The organism is Rhizobium sp. AC27/96 (genome assembly GCF_001692325.1).
Classification (GTDB): domain Bacteria; phylum Pseudomonadota; class Alphaproteobacteria; order Rhizobiales; family Rhizobiaceae; genus Rhizobium.
In genome coordinates this window covers 147,717-164,440 of the sequence record NZ_LXKN01000018.1, presented here as the reverse complement: position 1 = coordinate 164,440, position 16,724 = coordinate 147,717, and the positions used below count along the sequence as shown (strand labels likewise).

The 16,724-nt window shown below is 59.1% G+C and carries 14 protein-coding genes; 5 read left to right on the top strand and 9 right to left on the bottom strand.

The window, feature by feature from the left end:
* Positions 1–27 precede the first annotated feature (27 nt).
* Complete coding sequence (locus tag A6U86_RS14440) at positions 28–2,106, top strand: bifunctional diguanylate cyclase/phosphodiesterase (RefSeq protein ID WP_068393928.1); 2,079 nt, start codon at positions 28–30, stop codon at positions 2,104–2,106.
* A gap of 272 nt (positions 2,107–2,378) precedes the next feature.
* Positions 2,379–4,298 (top strand): methyl-accepting chemotaxis protein, encoded by a 1,920-nt coding sequence (locus A6U86_RS14435; protein WP_068392254.1) that lies wholly within the window; start codon positions 2,379–2,381, stop codon positions 4,296–4,298.
* A 100-nt stretch (positions 4,299–4,398) separates the two neighbouring features.
* Here the strand turns inward: A6U86_RS14435 and A6U86_RS14430 are convergent, their stop codons facing one another.
* Complete coding sequence (locus A6U86_RS14430) at positions 4,399–6,870, bottom strand: glycoside hydrolase family 3 C-terminal domain-containing protein (RefSeq protein ID WP_068392251.1); 2,472 nt, start codon at positions 6,868–6,870, stop codon at positions 4,399–4,401.
* A gap of 326 nt (positions 6,871–7,196) precedes the next feature.
* Here A6U86_RS14430 and A6U86_RS14425 point away from each other — a divergent pair, with 326 nt between their 5' ends.
* A complete protein-coding gene (locus A6U86_RS14425; protein ID WP_068392248.1) occupies positions 7,197–7,871 on the top strand; it encodes a transglutaminase-like cysteine peptidase in 675 nt (224 codons plus the stop codon).
* Here the strand turns inward: A6U86_RS14425 and A6U86_RS14420 are convergent.
* A complete protein-coding gene (locus A6U86_RS14420; RefSeq protein ID WP_244509937.1) occupies positions 7,859–8,203 on the bottom strand; it encodes a hypothetical protein in 345 nt (114 codons plus the stop codon). The two genes, A6U86_RS14425 and A6U86_RS14420, sit on opposite strands and share 13 nt — an antisense overlap.
* A 177-nt stretch (positions 8,204–8,380) precedes the next feature.
* Here A6U86_RS14420 and A6U86_RS14415 point away from each other — a divergent pair, with 177 nt between their 5' ends.
* Entirely contained in the window at positions 8,381–9,346 is a 966-nt protein-coding gene (locus A6U86_RS14415; protein ID WP_068392243.1) for a DUF1402 family protein, read from the top strand.
* 53 nt (positions 9,347–9,399) lie between these two features.
* Here the strand turns inward: A6U86_RS14415 and A6U86_RS14410 are convergent, their stop codons facing one another.
* Both A6U86_RS14410 and A6U86_RS14405 read right to left on the bottom strand, forming a co-directional pair.
* Positions 9,400–10,017 carry a hypothetical protein gene (locus tag A6U86_RS14410; RefSeq protein ID WP_068392240.1) on the bottom strand — a complete coding sequence of 206 codons (618 nt, stop codon included), beginning with the start codon at positions 10,015–10,017 and terminating at the stop codon, positions 9,400–9,402.
* A gap of 209 nt (positions 10,018–10,226) precedes the next feature.
* Positions 10,227–11,354, bottom strand: coding sequence for an ROK family protein (locus A6U86_RS14405; RefSeq protein ID WP_068392236.1), 1,128 nt, complete (start codon positions 11,352–11,354; stop codon positions 10,227–10,229).
* A gap of 219 nt (positions 11,355–11,573) precedes the next feature.
* On the opposite strand from A6U86_RS14405, the gene A6U86_RS14395 reads away from it, so the two are divergent.
* Positions 11,574–12,446: a glycerophosphodiester phosphodiesterase family protein gene (locus A6U86_RS14395; RefSeq protein ID WP_068392230.1), complete on the top strand. Its 873-nt coding sequence runs from the start codon at positions 11,574–11,576 to the stop codon at positions 12,444–12,446.
* A 142-nt stretch (positions 12,447–12,588) separates the two neighbouring features.
* On the opposite strand, the gene A6U86_RS14390 is transcribed toward A6U86_RS14395, so the two are convergent.
* From A6U86_RS14390 to A6U86_RS14370, 5 genes are all read right to left on the bottom strand, one after another.
* The gene (locus A6U86_RS14390; protein WP_068392225.1) at positions 12,589–13,044 is read right to left on the bottom strand and encodes an RpiB/LacA/LacB family sugar-phosphate isomerase; all 456 of its coding nucleotides are present in this window, start codon (positions 13,042–13,044) and stop codon (positions 12,589–12,591) included.
* Positions 13,045–13,054: 10 nt separating this feature from the next.
* Entirely contained in the window at positions 13,055–13,825 is a 771-nt protein-coding gene (locus A6U86_RS14385; RefSeq protein ID WP_068392222.1) for a triose-phosphate isomerase, read from the bottom strand.
* The gene (locus A6U86_RS14380) at positions 13,822–14,598 is read right to left on the bottom strand and encodes a DeoR/GlpR family DNA-binding transcription regulator (RefSeq protein ID WP_068393927.1); all 777 of its coding nucleotides are present in this window, start codon (positions 14,596–14,598) and stop codon (positions 13,822–13,824) included. The genes A6U86_RS14385 and A6U86_RS14380 overlap by 4 nt, the downstream gene beginning before the upstream one ends.
* A gap of 118 nt (positions 14,599–14,716) precedes the next feature.
* On the bottom strand, positions 14,717–15,655 hold the full coding sequence (locus A6U86_RS14375) for a sugar-binding transcriptional regulator (protein ID WP_068392219.1): 939 nt from the start codon (positions 15,653–15,655) through the stop codon (positions 14,717–14,719).
* Positions 15,656–15,781: 126 nt separating this feature from the next.
* On the bottom strand, positions 15,782–16,714 hold the full coding sequence (locus A6U86_RS14370) for a sugar phosphate isomerase/epimerase (protein ID WP_068392216.1): 933 nt from the start codon (positions 16,712–16,714) through the stop codon (positions 15,782–15,784).
* Positions 16,715–16,724: the final 10 nt, after the last annotated feature.

Sequence of the window (16,724 nt, the reverse complement as noted above, 5' to 3'; positions counted from 1 at the left end):
TTGGTGGCCAAATTCGGGATTGTCTGCGTGCGCGTCCTTTCATGTATCGTCACAGAACATAATCTGTGGCTCGTTATTCTTGCGGCATTTGTCTGCGTCAGTGGCGGATGGATAACGCTCAATCTGCTGAAGCGAGCCGAAAACACGCATGGCATTCAGCGCGGCGGCTGGATCTTTCTGACAGGGGTCGCCGCGGGGTCATCGATCTGGTGCACGCATTTCGTTGCCATGCTGGCCTATGAAGTCGGCGCACCCGTTGCCTTCGATCCGATCCTTACCATGGCTTCCTTTCTGCTGGCGGTGGCCGGATGTGCAGCAGGCTTTGCGGTCACTCTATCGCGCCTGCCACGGGTGGCGCCGGAATTGGGCGGAGCCGTGGTCGGCCTCGCCGTCACGGGCATGCACTATACGGGCATGATGGCCTATCATGTCGACGGCATCGTCGAGTGGGACATGGGCTATGTCATCGCCTCCGTTGTACTCTCCGTGGCATTCGCTGTGTTCGCCCTCAATCAGGCAATCCGCCGGCCCTGGCGCTTTGCGCCACAGGCCGCACTCGTCTTTTTCGTTTTTGCCGTGGTCCTGCTCCATTTCACGGCAATGACCGCCGTCTCGGTCACGCCGCTGGCAACCGGCGCCGGCATTATCGATACCTATGCGTTGAAAGCCATGGCGGTCGCGGTTGCTGGCGGCGGATTGCTTATCATCGGCACGGGCGTTGCCAGCTATATGATCGACGAGCGCGCCTCGCGCGAATCCATCGAGAAACTCCAGCACATGGCGCTGAACGACCTGCTGACCGGCCTGCCCAATCGCGGCAGCTTCAGCGACTATCTCGATAATGAAATCGAGCATGCCAGAGAAGACGGGCTCAAGCTTGCGGTCATCGGCATCGACCTAGATCGCTTCAAGGAAATCAACGACCTGCGCGGCCATAAGGCAGGCGATCAGGCGCTGAAAGCGATCGGGCGTCGGCTTCTGCGTCTGGTCAAGGACGGCGAGTTTGTTGCGCGCGTCGGCGGCGATGAATTCGCCGCGGCCAAGCGGTTCCAGAGCCAGGGCGAACTTCTGGATTTCGTGGCCCGACTGGAAAAGACCCTCTTCGAACCCATCCGCATCGACGACTTCGAAACCGCGACCGGCGCCAGCATTGGTGTCGCCGTCTATCCTGATGACGGCACCGACCAGGAACGTCTCGTCAGCAATGCCGATCTCGCAATGTATCGCGCCAAGGCTGATGTCGGCCGCGCCGTCTGCTTCTACGAATCCAAGATGGACGAGGCTGCGCGTGCACGCCACACGCTTGCGCAGGATTTGCGCCGTGCCATCGAACTGGATCAGCTTGACCTGCACTATCAGGTGCAGACCTCCGTGCGCACGGGAGACATCTGCGGCTATGAAGTGCTGCTGCGCTGGAACCATCCCGAACGCGGTGCGGTGCCCCCTTCGGAATTCATTCCCATCGCCGAGGAAAGCGGTACGATCCTCGTCATCGGCGAATGGGTCTTGCGAACGGCATGCCGCGAAGCCGCCTCCTGGGACAAGCCATATAAGATCGCGGTCAATCTCTCGCCTGTGCAATTCGCCCACTCGGATCTTGCCAAGCTTGTCCATTCGATCTTGCTTGAAACCGGCCTATCACCGGCCAGACTCGAGCTGGAGATCACCGAGTCGACAATCATCGCCGACAAGACGCGGACACTGCATGTGCTGCGACAAATCCGGACGCTTGGCGTGACGATTGCCATCGACGATTTCGGAACGGGCTATTCCTCGCTCGACACCTTGCGCTCGTTTCCCTTCGACAAGATCAAGCTCGATCGCTCCTTCATGAGCGAGGTCGACAACAGCATTCAGGCAAAGGCGATCGTCCGCGCCGTTTTGACCCTTGGCAAGAGCCTCGAAATCCCGGTTCTGGCCGAGGGCGTGGAAACCAACCATCAGCTGGAAATCCTCCGCGTCGAGGGCTGCGACGAAGCACAAGGCTTCTTTCTGGGAAGACCCCAGCCCATCGGGCAGATCTTTCAAACGGAAGAAATCGCAGGCGAAGATCAGACGTCCCCATTCTCCGGCCGCGTTCCGCCACATCGCATGCGCCGCCGCTGAAACCGGTTACACGCTGAAGATGCTCGCCTTGGCGAGCATGTCTTTGGCGTCTCGTCATCAATTGGTTGATGCGGCCGGCTTCAAGCGTTGGCAATTGCAACTTTTGCTGAGCCTATCCGCTGCGCGAGGCCGTGGCCATTATGCGCACCAATGTTGCGCCGCGGCTGAAGTTATCAGATCAATTTAATAAATATTTACCCGCAGGAATGCTTGGCTCCCGTGCATCAATACGATGTTTTTGATCACGTTATAATTATTAGGAGCGGCATAGAATGCGTATCAGCATCAGGTTTACATTATTTGGTCTTTTCGGCAGCTTGGCTGCGGTGTCCATCGGTCAAGGCGTCGTCGCGCTTCATTCTCTTTCTGCCATCAGCGCGGCCACGCATTCCATCTCGGAAGACACCATACCATCCGTCCTGGCTCTCGGGCAGCTCAACTCCGATTATGGCGATCTGCGAGTGGAGCATTTGGGATACATGCTTGCATCCCCGGAGAAGCAACAGAAAATCCTGTCGGAAATTGCACAGACACATTCTCAGATCGACAAAGATCTGAAAGGCTCTCAATCGACGCTCAGCAACGATGCCGAGCGAGCAATCTATCAAAAATATATCGAGGCCGACGCTGCCTATCGACAGGTATGGGAGCAAGCCAAGTCTCTCAAAGACAATGGCAAGGATAGCGAAGCTATTACTCTGCTACTCGGTGACGGCAAGACGCTCTACGACAAGGCAGGCGAGGTCATTCAGCAGGAGGTCGACCAGAACGTTGCGGACAACACGCAAAATCTGGAAACCACCAACTCCGCCGTCCAATTCAGTATTCTGTCGGTTTTCACCGCACTTGGGCTCGCCATCATCATCGGCGCCAGCGCGATCCTCTTGACCCTGCTCAGGGTGATCAGGCCATTATCGCGCATGACAGCCTATATGACCCTCTTGAGCACGGGCGACACCACGAAAACTGTGCCCGAAAGCAACCGCAGAGATGAGATCGGCGAGATGGCCGGCGCTGTTGAGACCTTTCGGCAAGCTGCCATTGAAAACAGGCGTTTGGAAGCCGATGCTGAAGTCAGTCGGCAACGCGCCGAGCAGGACCGGCTTGCTGTGCAGCAGCAAGCGGAAGCCGATGCCGCCGAGCGACTGCAATTGGCCACATCCGGATTGGCTGCTGGCCTCAAGCGATTGGCATCCGGTGATCTGGCCTTCCAGCTGAACGAGGAGTTTTCCGCTGATTTCGAAGCTCTGCGGCATGATTTCAACAGCTCGATCCAGCAGCTGGGCGCAACCCTCTCCGCAATTTCGAATGCCACGGTGACGATTGATAGCGGGACCCAGGAAATCAGCCACGGCGCAAGCGATCTCTCCAGACGCACCGAGCAGCAAGCGGCCTCGCTGGAGGAAACGGCAGCGGCACTCGACCAGATAACCGCCAATGTCGGCAGCTCATCGAAGCGGGCTGAGGAAGCCCGGCAGGTAGCCAACCAGGCGAACGTGAATGCCATGAAATCAGGAGAAGTCGTCGCCCGCGCCGTAGATGCAATGACCCGGATCGAACAATCGTCAAACCAGATATCCAACATCATCGGCGTTATCGACGAGATTGCATTCCAGACGAACCTCCTTGCGCTCAACGCCGGTGTCGAAGCCGCAAGGGCGGGTGACGCGGGCAAGGGCTTTGCCGTGGTGGCGCAGGAAGTGCGCGAATTGGCGCAACGCTCCGCGCAGGCTGCAAAAGAGATCAAGGCCCTCATCCGGTCGTCTTCGGCGGAGGTCGGCAATGGCGTGAAACTCGTCAGCGAGACCGGTGCGGTCTTGAAGACGATCGAGGCCCAGGTGCTGACCATCAACCATCACATGGAAGAGATAGCGACATCGGCACGGGAGCAATCGGTCGGCCTGAGCGAGGTCAATACCGCCGTCAATCAGATGGATCAGGTTACCCAGAAGAATGCGGCCATGGTGGAGGAGACGACGGCTGCCAGCACTTCGCTGGCAAATGAAGCCGCCAATCTCGCGCGCTTGATCGCTCGCTTCAAGCTCGATGCTGGCCCGTCATCAACACTCCCGGCGGTGGTCACTGGCCAACAGACGGCCTCGCCGGCCCGCGCGCTCCGACAGAGGCTGAGCCGCGCCTTTGGCGTCAAGACGGCAACAGCTACCGCAGCGAAGGAATGGTCGGAGTTCTGACAACCGCGTCGAAACCGAAGGCCTGTCGAAAACTGACGATGCACGGCACAATCGCGCATCGTCAGTTTATCCGTGGCTCATGGATGGTTGTTCCACGAATTCAAATCGAGCGATCCGTAGTCTCGCCGATCCATTCCGTTCCAAGCTCCACCGTGACCGCCGAGCGGATATCCGCGGCATTGGCGGCCACCAGCAATTCATAGAGGCCGGCAGGCGCACGGAATGCTTTCGTCTCTTCGTCGAAATAGCTGAGATCGCGCGGGTGGACGAGCAGCGAGGCTTTGCCGGTTTCACCCACCGCCAGGTGAAGCTTGGCAAAAGCCCGCAACTCCTTGTCCGACCGCTCGATTGTGGAGCCGAGCGGTCGCACGTAAAGCTGCACAAGCTCGGATCCTCTTCTCCCGCCGATATTGGTGATGTCGACCGTGACGGTGATACCATCCGGAGCCATCCGTGTTGTCGACGTTTGCGCCCTGCCCCAGGAAAAGCTCGTATAGCCGAGCCCGAAGCCGAAGGGGAACAAGGGCTCTATGCCGCGCGTGTCATGATGACGATAGCCGACAAAGACGCCCTCGGCATAGTGCACATGCCCATCCTTGCCGGGATAGACGGAAGCATCACCGGTTATCGCGGAATTATCCGAGAGGCGCTTGGGAAAAGTCTGCGGCAAGCGGCCGCCGGGTTCGGCATCGCCAAAGAGAACATCGGCAACTGCGTGACCGAGCTCCTGGCCCGGATACCACATCTGCAGCACAGCCTTGACCTTGCCGAGCCACGGCATCTCGACGGGACCTCCCGTCTGCAGCACGACCACGGTGTTGGCGTTGACCGCCGCTACCCTTTCGATCAGCTCCTCCTGACGGCCCGGCAGCCTCATATCGGGCAGATCGAGCCCTTCGGTATCCCATTGCCCATCGCGGCCGACGAACAGCAATGCCACATCCGCCTTGCATGCCGTTTCGACGGCCTCTGCCATATCCGCCTCACCCAGAGGCTTTTCCACGCCGAAGCGCACGGCCGTCAGGTTGATGCCCTCCTCTGTCGCCGCCGGAGAGCAGTATTCGACGACGATGCGGGATCGCTGGCCGGCCTCGAGATGGATGGCCTGACGTTGTTCGACATTGGCAGTGCCGAAATAATTGTCGCCGCGGGTCCAGCCGTCTGAACCGTTGATCACCAGCCTGCCGTCAACATAGAGCTTGGCAAGGCCTGCATTGGTCATGCCGAAGACGTGTTCACCGCTTTCGAGCGGCGTATAGAAAGCCGTCATCCGCGCAGAGAAATCACTGGGGTCAAGCTCAGGGGATGGCAAATCGAACCAGAAGAATTCACCCTTGTTCGCCGGTTCGGCCGCCACCGGCGAGCCTGCCAGGGTCCGGCCCCGGAAATACTCGACGCGCATCTCGCCGGAAAAGACATTGATGAGCCGATTGTTGCGGCAACCGGCTGCATATTGAATGCTGTTGGCATTCGACAAAGCCTCACGGATCCCGTCCAGCGGACTGATCCTGTAGTGCGCGGCGATCTGGGCGCTACCGCCACCCATGACGCGAGCTTCCGCAGCGTTTGGTCCGATGACCGCGACATGTCCGAGCCCTGTCTTCTGCAGCGGCAAGATGCCGTCATTCTTCAGAAGAACCGCACCTTCCGAACCAAGCTCGCGGATCAGATCGCGATCCTCCGTCAAGTCTACCGCATGCTCGGTCAGATCAGGCGCCTTCTCGAAGGCTCCGACACGCTCCAGCAATGTCAGGATGCGCCCGGCGGCCGCGCGAATGGTCTCAGGCTTGACCCTACCATCGCGCACCGCCTGCACGAGCTTTTCGCCGCGGTCGCGCGTCGGCCCCGGCATCTCCAGATCGAGGCCGGCATTGACGGTTGCCGCCGTCGAATGCGAGCCGAACCAATCGGACATGACGATACCGTCGAAACCCCATTCCTCGCGCAGGACCGTCGTCAACAGCCATGGGTGTTCGCTGGTATAGGTGCCGTTCAGCTTGTTATAGGAGGACATGACCGCCATTACGCCGGCCTTTTTCACGGCCTGCTCGAATGGCGGCAGATAAATTTCGCGAAGTGCCCGCTCGCCGATATCCGACGACATCGTTTGCCGTTCAATTTCGGATTCGTTGCCGGCAAAATGCTTGATCGTCGCGGCAATACCCTGGCTCTGCACGCCCTGGATATAGGCGACGGCGAGTTCGGCGGTCAGCATCGGATCTTCCGAATAGCATTCGAAATTGCGTCCGTTCAGGCCGGAGCGATGAATATTGACGGTCGGTGCCAACAGGACGGAGGCACCCTTGCTTTTGGCCTGGCCGGCGAGCGCAACGCCCATACGCTCGACGAGCGCAGGATTCCAGGTTGCACCGAGCGCAATGGCGACGGGAAAACAGGCCGCATTGACGCCAGCAACCAGTGAGCCAGCACCCCGTGCACCATTCGGACCATCGGTGACCTTGATCTTCGGAATGCCGAGACGTTCAACCGGCACTGTGGTCCAGAAATCAGCCCCGGCAAGTAGCGAAACCTGCTCCTCAAGCGTCATCTGGTCGAGAATATCGTCGATCATAAGCGTCCCTTAATGTTCCCCGGCTGCTCTCCATGCGCTCGGTGCCGGAGATTCGTATTTGAAGTAAGCAAATCATAAACGCGTTCGAAACACTTCAGCAATCATGATATGTCGATGAAATAACATATCTTTTTCCAGCGACGGCGCGTAACAGCCCCAGGGACCTCCCGGCCTCCGTCCGGGCAAAATCACAAATTCGGCGCCCAGGCTCGTGCGCGAAGCGTGCCCGTCCCCCGAAAAACGCTGCTTCGCTAAAATGCGAATAATCTTGTTCCGAATAAATTTGACCGCGTCGGATTTCATGGCCCCAGTTCATGGAGCCGAGTATGCGTTCGTTTCTAGCCGCTGCAAGCTTTCTCTTCGTTGCCGGTCTGTTGTTCTCGACCGCGACAACAGCCAAACCCGTGGCAAACTTGGCCGCAACCAATGCGCACCAGTTCGCGAGTGTCATTACGGATGCGAGCGTACCCGTAGGCTGGGCCGGCTTCTGTGCTGCTCAACCCGCCGAATGCGCGACCGGACCGAAGAGCGCCGAAAACGTCACCATCGACCGGGAGCGCTGGACGCAACTGCAGCAGATCAACGGCCTGGTCAATCACGAGATCCAGGGCATCAGCGACAATGACCATTATGGCATCTACAAAATGGGCATCATCAATTGGTGGACCTACCCCGATGATGGCGCCGGCAACTGCAACGACTATGTCCTTTTGAAAAGAAAGCTGCTCGTCGAAGCAGGCTGGTCACCCTCTGCATTGCTGCTCACGGTCGTTCTCGACAAGCACAATGAAGGCCACCTGGTGCTTATGGTCCGCACGAATGACGGCGATATGATCCTCGACAACCTGACCGATACGGTCAAAGCGTGGGACGCGACCGGCTACACCTTCATCAAGCGCCAGTCCGCCGACAATCCGAACAACTGGGTTCGCCTCGAATCCGGCCGCACGCCTGAAGAACTCGCCATGATCAGCAAGGCGTTTGCCTCTCATTCGCAGTGATTGGCTGACCAATAGCTGTCGACAAGACTTTTGCCGTCCTGATCCAGCACAGCAAAATTGCCCGGTATGATCACGAAGAAGCGCTGACCGTCCTCTCCTGTAGAGGGCGTGTCAACGCGACCGCAGACGACAAAACCCGGCATACGTTCGCTGGGCTTGGCAGCCAGGATATGAATGGCGGCTGCCGGCACTTCGATCCGTCGCTCGATCGCGGCCTTGGCCAGGGCCGGTACATCGGCCATCGTCGCCGGAGCCTCGCCCGGGGCGGCGGCAAGCAAGATACTTCCTGCCACAACAAGATGTTTCAACGGCACCCTCACGACGGTGAACACGGCAAACTCAAACCCGCCGCGGCGGTATCGCCTTGCGTCTTTGCAGCCGCAGGCTGTCCTGACCCAAGTTTATTGTGATTCGCCGGGCAGAAGAAGCACCAGCCCTTGCCTTTGCAGGCCGATCGATTATGAAGATCGTCCCCGTGCCGGGGAATATTTTTGAGAGTTAACTTGCGAATGCGTACAAGCCTGTCGAAAATTCCGGCACTCAGTCTTCTTGTTGTCCTGACACTGACAAGCGCCTGCCTCGGGCGCGATCTGGTGAGCGTGCCTCCCGGCAATCGCAATAGCGAGCAGCCGCCGATACCCAACACATCGGCATTGCGGGCCAAGGCGTTCAACACGACCTATGACGAAAAGTACCAGAAGATCGTCGGTGTGCTTCGCGACGACAAGGATCTGATGGCGTCGATCAAGAAGGCCGCGCAAGCCTATCAGATCGATCCCATCCATATCGTTGGCGCCCTGGTCGGTGAACACACCTACAACATCACCATCGTCAACAGGGTGAAATCCTACTACGTCAAGGCGCTGGCCTATTCGCAGTCCGATTTCAAGTTCAGCTACAAGGACGTTACCGTTCAGTCCTTCCTGAAGAAGCCGGAATTCGCCCATTGCGACGCCTTCACGGGCAGTGCGGAATTGTGGGAGTGCCGCGACGAGACCTGGGACAAGAGTTTCCGCGGCAAGGTCATCGATGGCGTCACCTATGAGAACATGACGTTCCAGCGCGCCTTCTTCCAGCCCTTCTTCGCTGGCCAGACCTTTGGTCTTGGCCAGATCAGCCCGCTAACGGCGCTCGAAGTGACCGATCTTGTCCATTCCACTAGCGGGCTGGCGAAGCTTTCGGCCGATGACCCGCAGGCAATCTATCGCGACATCATGGATCCGGACCGCAGCGTCATCTACATCGCAGCAATCGTTAAGGATGCGATGGACGTCTACAAAGCCCAGGGCTTCGACATTTCCGACAATCCCGGCCTGACCGCGACGCTTTACAATGTCGGGCAGCCACGGCGCCGGGCACTTGCGCTTCGGCAGGCGGCGGATGCTGCCGGCGGCAAGAAACTGCCTGAGGAAAATTATTACGGCTGGCTGGTGAATGACAAGCTGACTGAGTTGCGCGGCCTGCTGGGAGAGTAACGAGGCGAGCCACCGGGGCAGCCCATGCGCCGGGCCGGCCTGCGTTGCGGGCTTTAGGCGATCATCTCGATACGGCCGTCCGCCAGTTTGCTCTCGACCCATGCGCGCTCATTCTGCCAGTCATGTCGCTTCCATCCCTGCCAGCCGAAGCCGCATAGTTTGATATCCCAATCGGATGCAGGGAAATTTGCCAAGGCATAACAGATGCCGAGGAAGCCGGTGCTTGGAAAGACCTTGTGCATCCTCGGCCCGGCAATGCCGAGTTCGGCGCAACCGTCAGCGTAAAACTGCGGCGGCAGGATGCGGATTTCCTTGCCGGCATGCCCCATGAGTTCAATCGTATGCATGGTCCAATCGGCCCGCCGCCCCCGCAAACGCTGGAAGATATTCGGTCGAGGGTGATATTTGCGGATGATCTCGGGGTGATAGGCGAGCATCAGCACGCTCGTGGATTTGAGCGCGGCATTGTCCAGAAAAGACGGATCGATCATCCGGCGATGCAAGGTCTTGCTCGAAGCGGCCACCATCAGCATGTCCGTGCGCGAACCACTCATCTCATCAGCAAGATTGGGCTCGTTAAAACGCATGACGAATTGCCCGCTCTCCACGATGGCGGAGATATCGCGCTCGAGCTTTCCATTGCCGATAATAATAGCAGTCTTGCGCGCCACTTCCGGTCGTCCAGCAAACTCTGACGGTGAACTATCAATGCCTTCTGACAACGCGCTGAACCGATGATGAAGCGGAACTGAAATCCGGTCGCCTGTCCGGGGGAGACGAAGCAATCTTCGAGCGGCTGGCTATGCCCGCCCCTTCACTTTGTCGCGGGGGGTCGGGAGGACCTTGCTCATCAAAATGCGCGCCGATTAAGGCCGCTATGTTACAAAAAGTAACGGAACTTGAACGGCAGGAGCGCGGCGCCGGTGGCGGCGGCATCCCCATTCACTTCGCTGAGGAGCAGTTGCGCCTCCGCCGGCGCCACGCCATAGCGGTGACGACGCCCGGAGGGCATGCTTGCACGCGATATCATCATCCGTCCAAGCTCCGCCGGCAATTGTCCCCCGAACACGATGGCCTGCGGATCGAGCACGCCGATCAAGGTGGCGATCAATCGATCGAGCATCGGCATGGTTTCATCCAGCCAGTCTTGCACGCCCGGCCAGGACGGATCGAAGTTCTGGCGCAGGTCCTCGATCGAAGCTACGTTGATGCCATTCTCCCGCAGGGTTGTGATCAGGTATTGCAGGGCCGGTCGCCGTGGCGACTCGTCAGGATTATAGATGACGCTGAATTCCCCAGCATTGCCGTGGAAACCGAGATAGGGCCTGCCTTCCAGCACGAGGCCGCCGCCAAATCCATAGTTGAAGGAGAGATAGGCAAAGGTCTGGCACCGGCGCCCGACGCCACGCAGGCTCTCGCCGATCGCCCCGGTCGTCGCATTGTTTTCCAGCCAGACGGGCAGTTGGAAGATTTCCTCCAGTTCCGGGCGCAGATCGATCAACGACCAGTCCCGTAAGGGTTCCGGAGCGTTGAAGACATGATTGTCCAGAACGAAAAAGCCCGACATGGCAAAGCCCAGCCCGGCAAGACGCTCGCGCGATATGCCATGCCTTTCAAGGAGCGACTCAAGCGATCGAGAAAGTGTGGCAAGTGTTGCCTGGCGATCGCCCGGGACCATCTTCAGCGTCTCCTGCGCAATGATATTGCAGCCGAAGTCGGCAAGAGACAGGATTGCGGAATCGGTGTTGATGGAAATGCCGACGGCACAGGCCGATTCCTTTACCAGCTCGATCGTCGGGCTGGGTTGGCCGCGCGTACCCTTGAGCGGTGCCGCGGCGCGAAGCAAACCGCGTGATATGAGCGCCTCGATCAGACGATGGACCGATTGCTGTGCGAGATTGGTATGTCCGGTAATCGCCGCCCGTGCAATCGGCTGGTGCCGGCGAACGATATCAAGGATGAGCCGTTCATTTTCACTCGCCAATGGAGATGTTTCAAAGGCACTCATCGATACAATCCCGGTCTTTCCGCTTGCGCTTTAGCCGCTTGCGTGCCTGCCAGCAAGCCAGCAGCATTGCAATTCCATACGGCTCGTCATAAATATTACACTTTGCGTGTATTAATGAAAACATGCTGGCGGCGCCTGCAAGCAACGGGTCGGCGCCAGTACCGTTCGCTTTGCCTCCCACACCCATCAGACATTCAATTCGCCCCAGAAAGCCATATCATGCCCAGCCAGACTGCCGCCTTCCCATCGTCCCGCCCTTCCGATGTCTACGAGCTTCTGTCGCGCGCCAATCCGGACATTCTTACCATCGCGCATCGAGGCGTGTGGTCGGCCGCGCCTGAGAATTCGCTCAACTCAATCCGGGCCGCCGCCGAACTTGGCGTCGAATTCGTCGAACTCGACACGCAGGCAACGGTCGATGGGCATCTCGTCCTCATGCACGATAGCACCCTCGACCGCACCACTTCGGGCAAGGGTGTTGTTGGTGCAAGCAGCTTCGCGGCGGTTCGTGATGCGCGCCTTCGCGTGAGCGCAGGCGGCGAAACCGCGGCCTTGACGGATGAGCGCGTGCCAACACTCGAGGAAGCCCTGGAAGAGGCGCGCGGACGCGTCTTCGTCAATATCGACACGAAGTTTCCGCATGAACTGCCGCTGGTGATTGCAACGGTGCGCCGGCTTGGCGTGGAAGACAATGTCATCATCAAATCGGATATCGAGCCGCAGAGCGGCAGCTTTGCCGTGCGCGATGCCGATTGGTTCGGCTCGATCCCTTACATGCCGATGTTCCGCGTCAGGCCCGGTAAGTTCGCCGAAGACCTCCGGCTGATCGAGCCGCTGCACGTGCCGATGGTCGAGGTGAAATTCACCGATATTGCCGATCTGGCGGCTGGGCGCGAGGAACTGGAACGCCAGAACATCCGGCTGTGGATCAACACGCTCGATGTCTCCCACAACCAAGATTTCAACGACAGCCGCGCACTCAAGGACCCGGAGGCTGTGTGGGGAGCCCTGGTCGCAGCCGGCGTCGGCGCCATCCAGACGGACATCAATGTCGAGTTCAAGCAATGGCTTGCAGGCCGCGCGGGAAGATAACCGGCGCGCATCTAGAGCGTTCCTCCACGCATTCCGGACGGAAAACCGCTGCGCACTTTTCCTGAAAATGCTTTAGCCACCATACACAGACAAGCCCGGCCGAGATGATCGACCGGGCTTGCTGCGTCTTGGGAGACTGGCCTTAGCGAGCGTTATACTTCGCGTCGACCTCGTTGATGGCCTTGACGTTACCAGCGGACCGGCCCTTCTCGTCGAAGGTCTGGGCCAGGAAAGCGTCCGCAATGGCCTTGGCCAGTTCGGTGCCGATAACGCGGGCGCCCATGGTGATGATCTGGGCGTTGTTCGACAGCGCAGCGCGCTCGGCCGAATAGGTGTCGTGGGTCAGGGCCGCACGAATGCCCGGCACCTTATTGGCGGAAATGCTGACGCCGATGCCGGTGCCGCAGACGAGGATCGCCTTGTCATAGGTGCCGTCGATGACGCCGGAGGCGACACGGTCGGCAAGGTTGGCGTAGAAGTCATCCGGGCCGTCTTCGGTGCGCGATACTTCGCTCACTTCGAAACGGTCCTTGAGGTGATCGGCAAGAACCTTGGCGAGGCCTTCGCCGGCGCTGTCTCCAGCAATTGCAAGCTTCATGGTAGTCTCCTTAGAGTTTGGCCGCGCACTTGGCGAGAATGTCGAGATAGCCTTCGACGTTCCAGGCTGAGCGCCCGATGAAAAGCCCGTCTACATTCGGGCAGGAAATGAGTTCTTCACAATTCTGCGGATTGACCGATCCGCCGTAGAGGCATGGAATCTTCCGGCCGAGCACCTTCTGCGCGACTGCGATGATCTCGGCCTGGCGGGCATCAGCATAGGATGGCTCAGCGGGAATTCCCTTCTCGCCGATCGCCCAGACCGGCTCATAGGCCAGCAGGATCTGCGCCTGCTTCTGCTGCGCGGAAAGCTTAGAGAGCGCTCCGATCACCTGCTCGCTCAAGATCTCCGTCGCGCGGCCGCTTTCGCGATCGTTCAACGTCTCGCCGATGCAGATGAGCGGGATCAGGCCATGGCGAACGGCCGCCTCGGTCTTCAAGCCCACCGTCTCGTTGGTCTCGCCGAAATGCTCCCGGCGTTCGGAATGGCCGAGTTCGACGATGTCGAGATTGCAATCCCTCAGCATCAATGGCGAAATCTCACCCGTCCATGCGCCCTGCTCAGCCCAATGCATGTTCTGGGCGCCGACCTTGACCGAGCTTTCCGAGAGAATGGTCTTGACCTCGCGCACGGCGGTAAACGGCGGAATGATGAAGCGCTGGATGCGCCCATCCCTTAACGCATCGGCGGCGCGCAGAGCCTCGGCAAAGGCGCGTGCTTCCGCCAGCGTCTTGTTCATCTTCCAGCTCGTGCCGATCCAATAGCGGGGTGTCTCTGTCATGTCATATCCTGATTGGAAGCAATGGTAAGCGTGATGCCGTCACGGCGGAATTGCTCGAGAATGGCGGCATCAGGCGCGTGATCTGTTATCACCGCGTCGAAATCGGCAAGATCGGCCATCACATGCAGGGCGGTGTGTCCTATGCGCTGATGGCTGACGAGCAGGCAGCTCTTGGCGGCCGACGCGATCATCGCCCGCTTTGTGCGCACGACATTGTCGTCCATATGATAGGCGAGCCTGCCCGATATGGCCGGCGTCGACAGGAAGGCGATATCGGCGCGTAGCCGCGACAGCGCCTCCTCGGTGACGACGCCCAGAAAGGCGTTGAACTTGGCGGAATAGATGCCGCCAAGCGCGATCAGCGTGATGCCACTTTCGTTCTTCATGCGATCTATGATGGCGGCATTGTTGGTGATCAACGTTAGAGGCCGCTTCTGCAGCAGCATCTCGCCCAGAACGGCCGCCATCGATCCATCATTGACCATGACAGTCATGCCGGGCTCGACCAGTTCCAGCGCGCAATGCGCCATGCTCAGCTTTTCGTCGTGCCCTTGCCGCTCGCGAAAGCGAAAATCGCTTTCAAACTGCGTGCCGGCATCGATCGTCGCGCCACCGCGGACCTTGCGCAGCACGCCGGCCTGCTCGAGATCGTCGAGGTCGCGATGAATAGTCATCTTGGACACGGTGAAGCGATCGGCCAGATCATCGAGATCGACGGTCTTGTGCTCGATGAGCAGATTGATAATCGCTTGCTGGCGCTCTTCTCGTTTCACCTTGCCCTCCGGCCATTGGCCCGAATGGTAATGAACAAGATATAACATTAGAATCTCTCAATTCAACATTTCAATTGTGATATTGAGATGAAATTATGTTGTTTGAGCTGAAGCCAGGTTAGGTCTTCAGCAGGGCTCTCGCTGTTCTTTCGTCCGTGATCAAGCCATAGAGACAGCGGCTCTTCAGAACCGCCCGGATAGCCTCCACCTTCGGCAGGCCGCCCGAGAGCGCCACCAGCCGCTCCTTCTTCGAACGCGGCAGCGATGCCGACAGCGTTCGCGCCGTCAGCGTCGTCTCAATGATATTGCCATCGGCATCGAAGAAGTGGCCGAGGATTTCGCCGACGCCGCCGGCGGCGGTGACTTCCTTGATCTCGCGTGGTTCCACCATGCCCGAGAGCACGAGTTGAGCATCCGTATCGACCGTGCCCAAGCCGACGAGTTTCAGCTCGGCGCCGTTTGCGAGCTCGAAGACTTCCTTGACGCCGCGCTGCGCCAGCAGCACATCGCGATCCTCGTGCGTGTTGGCAAAGAACGGCACCGGCATCACATGCGCCTGCATGCCCGTCTTCTCTGCGATGCGATGCATCACGTCATAGGGGTTGGCGGCGTAGTTTCGCGTCAAACCGCCGAGCAGAGAGACGAAGCGCAGGTCCTTGGCATTGACGCGAGACAGATGATGGACGGCAGACGACAACGTACGGCCATGGCCGAGGCCGATGACCTTGTTGTTGCCGCTCTCGATCTCACGCCGCAAAAAGCCGGCACCCGCCTGCCCAAGGGCGCGGAATTCGAAGCCTTCCTCGCCGAGGTCGGGCGCCACCTCGCAATATTGCAGGCCAAAACGTGCCGCGAGTTCCGTTTCAAGCTCAACGCATTCGACAATGTCGCCGTCGATCGTCACCTTGACGACACCTTCGGCAACCGCGCGTGCGATCAGCCGATGCGCCTTGACCGAGGGAACGCCAAGGCGCTTGGCCACCTCGGACTGCGTCAATCCCCCAGCATAGTGCAACCAGGCCGCCCGCACGGCCAGCGAAGCGTCAGCATCCGTCATCGACCGTTCCTCTTCGTTTCGTTGCGCATATTACTCCACCCGCTTGCGTCAGATCCCGACTTGTTTCCTCCGACATCACCTCATCACTGATTTGACTGCAGAATCGGGACTCAGTTGCTTCTGCGGCTAGATATGCAAGTCACTGACGCCCGTGTCGATATGAGGCGCCCAGAAGGCGATACTTTCGGCGATCTGCGAGATGACCTCACGATCGTTGGGCTCGCGCTCCTTGAACGACAATTCCAGGCAGATCTCGTTGTCCTTGGCGCCACCCTTGGCGAAAGCTTCCAGCAGCGGCGCCGGCTGGATACGGCCCTTGGCGTTGAACTCGGCAGTAAAGGGCCGATGGCCGCCTTTGTCCATCAAGCTCTGCTTGATATGGATGATCGGCGACACTTTGGGAACGGCGCGCGCCCAGGCATAGGGATCGTAATCGTCTGGATTGGCCGAGGTCACGTCGCCATGGTCGATATCGGCCATCATCCGCATCGGCACGGCAAGCTGCGCCTTCGTCAGCCGATCCTGCAGCGCCAGGCAGGATTCGATGGTCTCGCCGAATTCACGGCCGATGCTCATCGGTTCCCAGAATACGTAGGAGAGGCCGGCGGCGCGCGCATGCTCTGCCACCTCGCCCCAGCAGTCGATGGCAATCTTGATCAGCTCTTCGCGGCGTGCCGGATCGTCGTAATCCTTATAGGTGAAGATCGCGAATTGCGTGCCGACCGAATGGCCGCCGAGATCAGCCGTAATATCGGCAAAGGTCTTGAACCAATCGACATAGTAGCGCCGCACATCCTGATCCGGATGGCCGAAATGGTTGAGACGGCCATAGGGGCCGGTCATGCCCGAGGTGACGCGAACGCCGGTGCGTCTCAGAGCTGCCTGCATATCGCGCGTCAAACGGCGAATAATCGGAGCCTGCCAGCTGGGATTGATGAATTCATGCGTCAGCTGCAGATCGCGGATGCGCAAATCCCGCGCCACCGTTTCGATCAGGTCGGCGGGTTCCGCAAAGCGGTTTACCAGCGGGTTCGTATTGAGTGAAAGCGTCAAGGGCATGGATATCGGT

Bases quoted from the DNA above. Each gene is read 5' to 3' on its own strand.
- A6U86_RS14385 (WP_068392222.1), bottom strand. From the start codon at position 13,825: ATGACAGAGACACCCCGCTATTGGATCGGCACGAGCTGGAAGATGAAC.
- A6U86_RS14375 (WP_068392219.1), bottom strand. From the start codon at position 15,655: ATGACGGATGCTGACGCTTCGCTGGCCGTGCGGGCGGCCTGGTTGCAC.
- A6U86_RS14415 (WP_068392243.1), top strand. From the start codon at position 8,381: ATGCGTACAAGCCTGTCGAAAATTCCGGCACTCAGTCTTCTTGTTGTC.
- A6U86_RS14405 (WP_068392236.1), bottom strand. From the start codon at position 11,354: ATGAGTGCCTTTGAAACATCTCCATTGGCGAGTGAAAATGAACGGCTC.
- A6U86_RS14390 (WP_068392225.1), bottom strand. From the start codon at position 13,044: ATGAAGCTTGCAATTGCTGGAGACAGCGCCGGCGAAGGCCTCGCCAAG.
- A6U86_RS14370 (WP_068392216.1), bottom strand. From the start codon at position 16,714: ATGCCCTTGACGCTTTCACTCAATACGAACCCGCTGGTAAACCGCTTT.
- A6U86_RS14435 (WP_068392254.1), top strand. From the start codon at position 2,379: ATGCGTATCAGCATCAGGTTTACATTATTTGGTCTTTTCGGCAGCTTG.
- A6U86_RS14430 (WP_068392251.1), bottom strand. From the start codon at position 6,870: ATGATCGACGATATTCTCGACCAGATGACGCTTGAGGAGCAGGTTTCG.
- A6U86_RS14425 (WP_068392248.1), top strand. From the start codon at position 7,197: ATGCGTTCGTTTCTAGCCGCTGCAAGCTTTCTCTTCGTTGCCGGTCTG.
- A6U86_RS14395 (WP_068392230.1), top strand. From the start codon at position 11,574: ATGCCCAGCCAGACTGCCGCCTTCCCATCGTCCCGCCCTTCCGATGTC.